Source organism: Fulvivirga sp. (assembly GCF_040220315.1).
In the GTDB taxonomy this organism is placed as follows: domain Bacteria; phylum Bacteroidota; class Bacteroidia; order Cytophagales; family Cyclobacteriaceae; genus Fulvivirga.
Window position 1 is genome coordinate 1 of sequence record NZ_JAVJUY010000285.1, and the last position, 11,473, is coordinate 11,473.

Annotated in this window: 11 protein-coding genes; 6 read left to right on the forward strand and 5 right to left on the reverse strand. The window is 38.2% G+C overall.

Annotated elements, in window-relative coordinates:
- The 3 genes from priA to RLO81_RS14285 form a co-directional block, all read left to right on the forward strand.
- On the forward strand, window positions 1-2,186 hold a 2,186-nt coding region (gene priA, locus RLO81_RS14275; RefSeq protein WP_350112931.1), incomplete at its 5' end, for a replication restart helicase PriA.
- A 186-nt stretch (window positions 2,187-2,372) separates the two neighbouring features.
- A complete protein-coding gene (locus RLO81_RS14280) occupies window positions 2,373-3,038 on the forward strand; it encodes a hypothetical protein (protein ID WP_350112934.1) in 666 nt (221 codons plus the stop codon).
- On the forward strand, window positions 3,010-3,879 hold the full coding sequence (locus RLO81_RS14285; protein ID WP_350112937.1) for a DUF6048 family protein: 870 nt from the start codon (window positions 3,010-3,012) through the stop codon (window positions 3,877-3,879). Before RLO81_RS14280 ends, RLO81_RS14285 begins: the two co-directional genes overlap by 29 nt.
- Here RLO81_RS14285 and surE read toward each other — a convergent pair.
- From surE to RLO81_RS14300, 3 genes are read right to left on the reverse strand one after another with little or no spacing between them, the layout of a single operon-like run.
- On the reverse strand, window positions 3,876-4,652 hold the full coding sequence (surE, locus tag RLO81_RS14290; RefSeq protein WP_350112940.1) for a 5'/3'-nucleotidase SurE: 777 nt from the start codon (window positions 4,650-4,652) through the stop codon (window positions 3,876-3,878). The genes RLO81_RS14285 and surE overlap by 4 nt on opposite strands.
- Window positions 4,652-5,287, reverse strand: coding sequence for a hypothetical protein (locus RLO81_RS14295; protein ID WP_350112943.1), 636 nt, complete (start codon window positions 5,285-5,287; stop codon window positions 4,652-4,654). The genes surE and RLO81_RS14295 overlap by 1 nt, the downstream gene beginning before the upstream one ends.
- Window positions 5,287-6,504, reverse strand: a complete 1,218-nt coding sequence (locus RLO81_RS14300) for a bifunctional 3,4-dihydroxy-2-butanone-4-phosphate synthase/GTP cyclohydrolase II (RefSeq protein WP_350112946.1) — start codon at window positions 6,502-6,504, stop codon at window positions 5,287-5,289. The genes RLO81_RS14295 and RLO81_RS14300 overlap by 1 nt, the downstream gene beginning before the upstream one ends.
- Before the next feature lie 148 nt (window positions 6,505-6,652).
- Here RLO81_RS14300 and RLO81_RS14305 point away from each other — a divergent pair, with 148 nt between their 5' ends.
- Together RLO81_RS14305 and RLO81_RS14310 are read left to right on the forward strand one after the other, a co-directional pair.
- Window positions 6,653-7,231: a YdeI/OmpD-associated family protein gene (locus tag RLO81_RS14305; RefSeq protein ID WP_350112949.1), complete on the forward strand. Its 579-nt coding sequence runs from the start codon at window positions 6,653-6,655 to the stop codon at window positions 7,229-7,231.
- Window positions 7,212-7,667, forward strand: coding sequence for a GNAT family N-acetyltransferase (locus tag RLO81_RS14310; protein WP_350112952.1), 456 nt, complete (start codon window positions 7,212-7,214; stop codon window positions 7,665-7,667). The genes RLO81_RS14305 and RLO81_RS14310 overlap by 20 nt, the downstream gene beginning before the upstream one ends.
- On the opposite strand, the gene RLO81_RS14315 is transcribed toward RLO81_RS14310, so the two are convergent.
- Window positions 7,664-9,394: a glutamate synthase-related protein gene (locus RLO81_RS14315; protein ID WP_350112955.1), complete on the reverse strand. Its 1,731-nt coding sequence runs from the start codon at window positions 9,392-9,394 to the stop codon at window positions 7,664-7,666. The genes RLO81_RS14310 and RLO81_RS14315 overlap by 4 nt on opposite strands.
- Before the next feature lie 150 nt (window positions 9,395-9,544).
- On the opposite strand from RLO81_RS14315, the gene RLO81_RS14320 reads away from it, so the two are divergent.
- On the forward strand, window positions 9,545-9,796 hold the full coding sequence (locus tag RLO81_RS14320; protein WP_350112957.1) for a hypothetical protein: 252 nt from the start codon (window positions 9,545-9,547) through the stop codon (window positions 9,794-9,796).
- Window positions 9,797-9,799: 3 nt separating this feature from the next.
- On the opposite strand, the gene RLO81_RS14325 is transcribed toward RLO81_RS14320, so the two are convergent.
- A partial coding sequence (locus RLO81_RS14325; protein ID WP_350112960.1) for a helicase-related protein occupies window positions 9,800-11,473 on the reverse strand: 1,674 nt, incomplete at its 5' end.

Below are 11,473 nucleotides of genomic sequence, written 5' to 3' on the forward strand. Positions count from 1 at the left end.
AAGTAATGAACGTGGCTATTCCTTCCGGGTTAAAGTTAAGTAGTGAGTCGAGAGTACAACTTTACCCTGATTTTGATCTTTATAATTCTGATTTCGATTTCTCTGATAAAGAAATCCTTCTTTTAGAGGTGCTGGCTAAAAATGATTCACTCACTTATAGTGAAATCGGTAGAGCGCTTCAAATCAAAAATAGTTTTACCATCATCAAATCTTTGGTTCAAAAAGATGCGGTGATAATTTATGAGGAGATTAAAGAGAAATACAAGCCAAAGAAACAACGAAGAATAAGGCTTAACTCAGATTATGAAGATAAAAAGGTATTAGAAGGTCTCTTTAAGGAAATAGAATCTAAACCCAAGCAAGAAGAAATAATTCTTGCCTATTTGCAGCACATGCCAATTTATAAACAACCAGAGCTTAATCGTAAAGGCATTGAAAAAGGATTGTTGCAATCAGAAGATTTGTCGGCTTCATCATTAAAAACACTATTAAAAAATAATATTCTCGAAGAGTTTGAAGTAACAATATCAAGGTTTGAAGATGATGATACCCCACTCACAGAAGTTCGATTAACACAAAATCAGGTAAGTGCTAAAAATGAAATTCTTGAGAGCTTTAAAACAAAAGAAACGGCCTTATTACATGGTATAACCGGAAGTGGTAAAACCGAAATATATATTAGCCTGATTAAAGATGTATTGGATTCAGAATCCCAGGTACTCTACCTGCTTCCAGAAATAGCCCTTACCACCCAAATCGTTACCCGATTAAAAAAGGTTTTTGGCAATAAAGTGGGTATTTATCATTCGAAATTCTCTGATAATGAGCGCGTTGAAGTTTGGAATGGTGTTTTATCCGGGCGATATCAATTGGTACTAGGTGTTCGGTCTTCTATCTTTTTACCGTTTGATAACCTGGGCATGATTATCGTAGATGAAGAGCACGAGTCTTCTTACAAGCAATACGATCCCGCACCAAGATATAATGCGCGGGATGTGGCACTTTTTATGGCCAGGCAGCATCATGCGAAAGTATTACTTGGTTCTGCGACACCATCATTAGAATCCTATTTTCAAGCCAAAGAAGGTAAGTATGGATTAATTGAGTTGAATCAACGATTCGGAGAGGCTCAACTACCCTCTTTTGAAATCGCAGATATGCTCAGAGAAGGTAAGAAAAAGACCCTTAAAGGTGATTTTTCATCTGTATTAATCAATCACCTGAACGATATTCTGAACAAAAATGAGCAGGCAATAATATTTCAGAACAGAAGAGGATACTCACCATACATAAGTTGCGAGCAATGTGCGCATATTCCTAAATGCACTAATTGTGCTGTGAGCCTAACATATCACCAATACAAAAAACAATTGATTTGCCATTACTGTGGTTATCATGAGCCTATGCCCAATGAATGTGAAGCTTGTGGATCAAAATCGCTTAAAACCATTGGTGTTGGAACTGAAAAGCTAGAAGAAGATTTGCAACTACTTTTGCCGGATGCTCGAATTCAACGTATGGATTTAGATACTACCCGAAACAAAAATAGTTACGAACGTATTATCACCGATTTTGAAAATCAGGAAATCGATATTTTGGTAGGCACACAAATGGTTACTAAAGGCCTGGATTTTGACCATGTGAGTTTGGTGGGTGTATTCGATATCGATCGCATGCTCCATTTTCCAGATTTCAGGGCGTATGAAAGAACATTTCAATTAACCACACAAGTAAGCGGCAGGGCTGGAAGAAGGGACAAAAAAGGCAAAGTTGTAATTCAGGCCAGAAACATTGAACTACCCATATTAAAAGACATTATTAGCAACAACTTCACTAAATTTTACAATGAGGAAATTACGGAAAGGGAGCTTCATAAATATCCACCCTTTACCAGGCTAATTGGAATTAGGGTAAAAAACAAAGACAAAAACCTTACACACAGAACTGCAAGCAGATTGAGCAACTTGCTAAGGGAACAACTGGGGAGCCAACGAGTGCTGGGACCGCAGGAACCTCTCATTAATAAAATACGAAATGAGTATCTTGTGGAGCTATTGGTGAAACTTGAAAGAGGCAGCATTGACCTATCGAAAGTGAAACGAATCATTGAAAAATGTGCAGAAGATATTCTAAATGAAAAAGACCTGAAATCGTCTAAAATAGTGTTTGATGTGGATCCGTATTAGTTGTTAGTTCTTGGTTATTGGTTGTTAGTTGTTGGTTATTGGTTGTTGGTTGTTGGTTGTTGGTTGTTGGTTATTGGTTGTTAGTTGTTGGTATTGGTGCTTGGTGCTTGGTTGTTATCATATTCTTGCGAATACTTAAGATGTAGTTTTATAAAAACCTAAAGCATTGAACTTTCAACATAGAACGTGAAACACATAACTTTACTACCTTTGCGCCCGATGAAATGGCGGTACCACATATTATTAGTTTCCACTGTTGCAATGCTATGCCTATTCAGTTGCTCGGAAGAAGAAATTCAAGCCGATGGCATTGAGCCATTTGTTACTGTTAAATTCATTAATCAGGATAGTATTGTTGCCCTCAATGCTGATATAAGTGTCATAAATGCTGATATTAAAGATATTGATGAGAGAATAGCTGAGATTGACAAGGCTGATAATCGAGCCGAACTCCGAGATGAAAAGGATTCATTGAATGATGTAAAATCAAGTTTAAATAAACAGAAGACAAGATTATCATCGATAAGGAGTAGAATAAATTCCGGGAAAATTATTTTAGCCTCACTATCAGGCACTGGTGGTACTGGTCAAATACTATCTGCTGATAGCGCCAACCAGCATATTTTTCCACTTAACTCAAACACAAGCAATGTTCGCTTTTTCACAGTAATATCTGGCCGGCTAGATACATTGGATTTTACTTATAATATCAATAATGAATTTATAGAAAATCAGCTAAGGGCCATAGCCTCTAACCTGGAAGTGAATTATTTCTCATTCGACTCTGTGAAACTGGAATGCAGAGATAGTACATGTATAAGCAATGACGCAGAACTTACAGCATACTTTTAACCTGGCAATTCTATTTTTACTTCTTCCGCTATCCGCATTTTGCCAGGATAGTGTTAGATCCGTAAGGCCTGATAGTATCAAAACTTTCGGGGCATTACAAAAGGTTGATAGCACCGAAACCGCTGGCGCATTACAAAAGATTGATAGTGTTGAAATAAGCACCGCCAATAGTAGTGACAGTACCCAAGTTGATGATGAACTTAAATCAGAAGAAAAGAATCAGATAAAAAAGAGAAGGACAAAAAAAGAAAAGCTTCCGAAAAGTGATACGGCCAGAATAAAAATTACTGGTGGGCCACAACTCTACCTGGATTATGGCAAACTAATCACCTTCCCTACTGATTTTGAGCAAAAATTTGAAATTGGTGTTGTCTATCAATTTAAAAATAGAATACAGCCCAATTTCCATTTTGGTATAGCTACTATAGAACCAGATGCTGCCATAGAGAATGGTACATATAAAGCTGAAGGCAGTTACTGGCGTGTTGGCGCAAATTACCTTGTTCCTATAGATAACATTAACCGACTGTTTATTGGAGTCAGGTATGCTCAGTCAAAATTTGATGACTCTGGCAGCTATGAAATAACCAGTGAACTTTGGCCTACTTTTACTGAAAGTTTTGCACGCACGGGTTTCGAAGCCAATTGGTTTGAACTCGTGTTAGGCTCTGAAAAAATATTCAAGAATGGACATCTACTATTGGGCGGTGAGACTGGTATTCGCTTTATTAACGAAAGGGAGAAGGCCGATTTTATTGATATTTATACAATTCCCGGCTATGGGCTTACTTCAGATGAAAGTAGCCCCTTTTTAAATTTGTATGTTAAATATCAGTTTTAACTAAAATCGTCCCAATCTTCATTCAAATGCAGAATAGCGTGGTGAGCCGTCATATCATATTGGCATGGCACAACTGAAACGTAATTGTTTGCAATAGCCCACTCATCATTGTCCTCACCTTTATCGTGATTAACAAAGTTGCCAGCCATCCAAAAATACCTGCGGCCATTGGGGTCATGCCTTTGATCAAAATCTTCTTGCCAAGTTGCGTTTGCTTGTCGGCATATTTTTATTCCTCGTATCGATTCATTTCTTTTTGGAGGGAAATTAACATTTAATGCAACACCTTTTGTTAGCCCTTTATCCAATACATTTTTGGCAATGCGTTTCACATATTCGCTTACATGCGAAAGATCAGCGTCAGACGAGTAGTCAAACAAAGAAAATCCAATAGCTGGCAATCCCTCTAATGCCGCCTCAATGGCTGCCGACATGGTGCCGCTATACAAAACACTAATGGATGTATTGCTACCATGGTTAATACCACTTACTACCAAGTCAGGTTTTCTATCCTTTAATACAAAATGCTTCGCTATTTTAACACAATCGGCTGGCGTTCCACTACATTCAAAGGCCTTCACATCACCAAACAAATCGTTTGGCTCCAACCTTAAAGTATTACCTATGGTTATGGCATGACCCATACCACTTTGTGGGCCATCGGGTGCAACCACCACTACCTCCCCGAGCTCTTTCATTACATTTACAAGTAATCTGATGCCTCTGGATGTGATTCCATCATCGTTAGAAACAAGTATAAGTGGTTTTGCCATTAGTTATTAGATGCGTTTTTTTCTTCGAATAATGAGTTATAATACAAGACTACCTTTAATAAATCGCCTCTTCTATCTGTTCGTATCTTTTTTTGTTTTATGAATTTTTTAATCTTGTCCTCCCGATTTTTAAATATCCATTCAAGATCTCGTTTAGACCCTCCAAATCTTTGTATTCCGCCTTTCGCATCTAAAAAATAATAAGTATATACTAACTCAAGCCTGCTATATGTTCCGGCAATGGCGTAAGGGTTATTAACTACTCTATATTCTACCCTTTCTCTACTTAATAAGCTAAAAGGCCGACCTTCATGAATTACCTCAAAAAGTATAGGGGCTTCATAATCATTATTCAAAGCGTATGGCAATGCATAAAACTCCCTGTATCTACTTACAGTCTTATCGAAAATTTCAAAGTACAATAACTTTCTACCCGTTAAGGCAAGAGCAGTTCTCATACCGTCTGCAATATATTCGACAATATCAGTTTCTTGAGAATACCTGATTTGCCCTCTTAGTGTATCACCTTCAATAGAAACTATTTTACCATCATGCCATACTTGCGATGGGAAATCCTGAGCCTGTGCTGTCAGGATTATGATGAAAAAGAAAAAAGACAATACGTATTTACGCACTATTTTTTAAGAATTTGGTGACCCATTTTATCCCTCTTTGTTTCGAGGTATTTGTGGTTGTGTTTATTTGGAGCAATCTCTATGCCGATATTCTCCACAATTTCAAGTCCGTAGCCAATTAACCCCACTCTCTTTTTGGGGTTGTTAGAAATTAATTTAATCTTTCTCACTCCAATATCTCTAAGAATCTGTGCCCCAACACCATAGTCGCGCTGATCCATTTCGAAGCCAAGTTTAAGGTTAGCCTCCACTGTATCTAACCCATCTTCCTGAAGTTTATATGCTTTTAATTTATTAACCAAACCAATACCTCTACCCTCTTGGTTCATATAAATTATCACTCCTTTCCCCTCATTTTCTACCATTTCCATGGCGCCATGAAGCTGTCCTCCACAATCGCATCGGCACGAGCCAAAAATATCGCCTGTTACGCACGAAGAGTGTACTCTAACCATAACAGTTTCTTCTTCACTCCACTCCCCTTTAACCAATGCAATGTGGTTTTCTCCGGTATTCTTTTGTTGATACACATGCAATTGAAAATCACCATGCTCGGTAGGCATGTGCACATCAGATACTTCTTTGGTAATAAGACTTTCTTTTTCTACCCTGTATTTAATAAGATCCTGAATACTTACCAGCTTCAGATTAAATTTTTCCGCTACATGCACCAAGTCTGGCAACCTTGCCATTGACCCATCTTCATTCATAATCTCAACCAAGACACCTGCCGGTCTAAAACCTGCCAGCCTGGCAAAATCTATGGCTGCCTCGGTGTGCCCGGCTCTTCTTAAAACACCTCCAGATTTAGCCCTTAATGGAAAAATATGACCTGGTTTGCCTAGTTCCTTTGGGTCAGTTTCAGGATCTACTAATGCCTTAATGGTTTTAAATCTGTCATGCGCAGAAATACCGGTTGTGCAACCATGACCAATCAAATCAACCGATACAGTAAAAGGAGTTTCGAAGGCAGCTGTATTTTTCCCTACCATTAATTCAAGGTCTAACTCCTCACACCTACTTTCAATTAAGGGTACGCAAATTAGGCCTCTACCATGTGTAGCCATAAAGTTTACTATCTCAGGCGTAATACATTCCGCAGCACAAATAAAATCACCTTCATTCTCGCGGTCTTCATCGTCTACTACAATGATTACTTTCCCGTTTTTTATATCTTCAAGGGCTTCCTCTATCGTATTCAGTTGTATGTCTTGCATGTTCTTTTTAAATATGCCGCAAAAGTAGCAGTTTTGATTGGTATTAGAAACTTACTTATTCAACACAATTGTTTAAGCAGATGTTCTGGATGCCGCATTTATTTAAGCATAATGATAGCCTGACGATAATTTTATAATTTTAAATATCATGAGCGCTGACGAATACATAAATCTAAACAAGGAGTATAAAGAGGAACTCACGCTATTGAGGGGAATTTTACTTTCCTGTGGCTTGAAAGAAACAATAAAGTGGGGCATGCCCGTTTACACAATTGGCGGTAAGAATATTGTAGGTATGAGCTCCTTTAAATCTTACTTTGGCTTATGGTTCTTTCAGGGCGCGCTATTAAAAGATTCTCACAATGTTCTAGTAAATGCACAGGAAGGTAAAACAAAAGCCATGAGGCAATGGCGCTTTACCAATAGCACGGAAGTTGATGAGGATTTAGTTAAGAGCTACGTGATGGAGGCAATAAAAAATCAGAAAGCCGGCAGGGAAATAAAACCGGAAAGAATGCCGTTGATTATTCCTGACTTATTGGTTGATGCATTAAATAGCGATGAGAGTTTAAAGAAAGCTTTTGAAAAGTTAACGCTTTCTAAACAACGTGAATTTGCCACTTACATTAAAGATGCTAAACAAGAGCAAACCAAATTAGCTAGATTAAAGAAAATTAAACCTTACATACTTTCTGGAACAGGATTAAATGACAAATACAAAAAGTAATATCAGGCCATATAAAAACGAAGATTTCGATCAACTCATTTCAATTTTCAAATTAAACACACCCACTTATTTTGATCCTAAAGAAGTGGTAGATTTTGAAAACTATTTAACACAAGAGCCTGACAATCATTACGTTATTGAAAGTGTTGGTGAAGTTAAAGGCTGCTGTGGCTATAAAATTGACGATAGAAATTCAGGTCATATTACATGGATATTTTTTCACCCGGATACTCAAGGAAAAGGTATGGGACAAGAAATTGTAAATTTTTGCCTCGATAAAATTGCCGAACAAGCCACTGTTCACAGTGTGATTGTAAGAACTTCTCAGCTTGCTCATAAATTCTTTGAAAAGTTCGATTTCAAACTTGAGTATATTAAAAACGATTTTTGGGGCAAAGGCCTTGACCTTTACTATATGACGAAAGTAATTTCTTAATTAGTCAGCTCTTCTTCCTGCATTTTCATTTCACCTACTGTCATACCTTTATCTCTGGCTTTTTTACGCTCAAGGCTGGCTTCATAAGCTGAAATTCCATGTAATTCAGAAAGGTAATCTAAATGTCCTGGAGAAGTAACTACCATAATATCATCTGGCGTTATGTCACTAGGTGTTTCGTACCCACAAGACTCTGCCAGCATTTGTGTTTCCTTATACAATGAGTCAGCATATTTAGCTACTCTTTTAGCTGCAGCTTCAATATCCAGTGCTTTTTCCAATCGTTTGTTTTGTGTGGCGATACCTGTAGGACAATGGTTTGTATGGCATTCTAATGCCTGAATGCAGCCCAATGCGAGCATGAATCCTCGTGCCATATAAATAGCATCTGCACCCAATGCCATCGCTACAGCAATTTCTATGGGTGTAGCAATTTTACCACTTGCAAAGATTATGACCTTGTCCCGAACGCCATGGCGTTTAAATGCCCAATCGGCCACAGCCAACGCTTGCTTCATTGGTAAACCTGAGTAACTACTCAACACATATGGAGCGGCACCTGTACCTCCATCTCCACCATCGATTACAATGTAATCTGGTCCTCTGCCCGGTTCATTTTTAATTTTTTCTGCAACAGCTTCAATTTCAGAAGTATGGCCTATAACCATTTTAATACCGGTTGGCTTCTTGGTAATATTTCTAACATGATCAATGAAATCAAAAAGTCCATCTACATCTGTAAATTCTTTGTGCCTTGCAGGGGCATAGGCATCTTTACCCATTGGTATTTTTCTAATCTTCGATATTTCTTCGGTAATTTTTTCCTTTAAAAGCATACCACCTTTACCCGGTTTGGCACCTTGTGCCAGCTTTATTTCAAACATTTTTACCTGCCGATGCTGCGCCATCTCTTGCAGTAAATTATCATCCATATTACCTTCATCATCTCTGATACCGTATTTGGCTGTACCTATTTGAAAAATCAAATCGCCACCTCCATATTCATGGCACGGTGCTAATGACCCTTCACCTGTATTATGCATGATGCCAGCCATTTGCGCGCCTTTATTTAAAGCTGCGTGTGCGCGATAAGATAATGCACCGTAAGACATGGCACTTATATGTACGAAATGCTTAAGCTCTACTGGCTCTACACCCGTGTATTTACCAATAATTTTAGAATATGTCTTTCCAGTTTCTTCGCCCGTTTTAATAGTAGTGTTTGTAAATGTGGCTGGCATAATTAAAGTTGTACCCACTTTATCCATATCTATCTGACTACCGAATCCAATCGTATTTCTTACGCCATTGGCAGTTTCATACACCCAATTTCTTGTTATTCGATTGTATGGCGTTTCTTCCTGATCATTTAAAAACAGATATTGGCGCAATAATGGTCCCATTTTTACCAGCATTTTTCTTCCCCAGATCACTACTGGAAACATACGCTGAATTGGATTCTCAGTCTGTCGTCTATCATGAATGAATAATATGATTATGCCTATACCAAGGCCAAAAAGCACGAACTCACCAGTAAGTGTGGCTGCCCATTTTAACACACCAACACTTTCAAGTGTGGCATTTTGTAAGTAATAGCCATAGGCTGCTGTGGCCATGCTCGTTAACAAACACCATGAAAGGGTGTATACATTAAAGCCCTTTAAAAATGCACTAAATGAGGGAGTGCCTGAGATGCTCTGTTGATGGAATTTTCTTTCTGAAGCCATGATATTGATTGATTTAAACTTATAAGCTAGTAGGATATTATCAGATAATCAAGCTTAATTAGTATTAAACACGACTATTGGCCAATGAATCTTGTGGTCTAGGCCCAATTTGTAGAGTAGATTTGAAAGTATTCAATAAAATAAATGAGAATGAAAGATCAAGAAATGTCTAATATGTCAACGGACGAGATAAAACAGAAAATATCGATTAATACCGGCATCAGTATAGGCTTTATAGTATTATTTGTATTTATACTTCTTTCATCAGGCTATTTGGTATTCATTAAAGGGAATATGGCATTTGTTGGTTTAATGGTAATTCCTGCATGCATGGCTCCAATTTTAATTTCAATTGGAAAAAGCAATAACAAGCTAAAAGAAGAGTTGGCCAAACGATCTTAACACTTAAAACTGCAACTGCATTTTCTTAACTCTATCTTCTAACTTTTCTGAGGTCACTTTTTCTCTCAATCGATCTACCATAATAGGAAAAGCAAATGGCGTTGGTTTTTGAGGTTCGGTAATCACTATTTTTTGATTGTTGATTCTTATTAGCGCTTGCCGGATACGGGCTTCTTCCAATTGAAAATCCATTACCTCTTCATAAGCCTGAAGTAGCAATAAATTATCAGATTCGTAGTCATTAAAAACATCAAAAAACAATTGTGAAGAAGATTGAATATGTCGGTCTTTAATCTGATTACCAGGATAACCCTTAAACACTAATCCCGATATTGATGCAATGTCTCTAAATCGCCTTCTTCCCATCTCAACCGAATTAATACCGGCCTGAATATCTTTCCATAGATCGTCAGTAGTTAGAATATCGGTTTCTACAGCTTCGTAAATGGGTATTTCCTTGTCTGAAAGCAACTCAAAACCATAATCGTTCATAGCTATACTTAGCGTGATAGGCGTTATTCGAGATAAACGCAAAGCGATCAATGCAGCCATTCCCTCATGCACAAATCGGCCTTCGAACGGGTACATTAAAACATGATAACCCTCGTCACTTTTAAAGTACTCAATAAGAAATTCATCTTTCGTAGGCAAATAAGATCGCTCTTGCTGAAGCTGCATCAATGGTTTGATAAACTGTAATTCAGGATCCATTAAATCCGGCTTAGTGAGTTCATGTAATTTCTTTCTAAGCATTACAGAAAGCTGCGATGATAGGGGCATTCTACCACCCTGCCAGGAAGGAACGGCCTTAGCCTTCTTATTGGTGTTCCTCACCTGAACATCCATCCCTTTTATTCTTACCAATTCTAAATTCCGGCCTGCAAACCAAAAAACATCACCCGGGTTAAGTCGGGAAATAAAATACTCCTCTACCGTGCCAATGTATTTACCTGATGTGTACTTAACCTTTAATGAAACATCACTAACAATTGTGCCAATAGACATGCGATGGCGCATGGCAATCCTACGGTCGTTTACTTTGTAGATACCATCCTCGAGTTCCACTTTTCTATATTCATCGTAAGCTGATAATGAAGCGCCTCCGGTAGTTATAAAATTGAGCAACCAGTGCCATTCATCTTCAGAAATACTATTGTATGAAAAGGTTGATTTTACCTCTTTAAAGATGTCTTTTGATCGGAATCCCTCCGAAACGGCCAGGGTTATCAGATACTGAATCAGCACATCGAAAGAACGCAGATAAGGGATTCTATCTTCTACTATCCCATCTTTAATGGCAGTTCTAAGTGCCGCTGCTTCTATCAGTTCGAGCGAATGAGTGGGAACAAAGTAAATTTTGCTTAACTCACCGGGCGCATGGCCGCTTCTGCCAGCCCTCTGCATGAACCTTGCCACACCTTTAGGGCTGCCCACTTGAATAATAGTTTCTACCGGACGGAAATCTACACCCAGATCTAAGCTAGAGGTACACACTACTGCCTTTAACTGGCCGTGATATAGTTGATCCTCCACCCAATCGCGCAACTCACGACTGATAGAACCATGGTGCATAGCCATAATACCTGCTAACTGCGGTGCCCGTTCCAATAATTTCTGATACCATATTTCAGCAAATGATCTAGTATTAGTAAAAATCAAGGTACTGTTACTATTTTC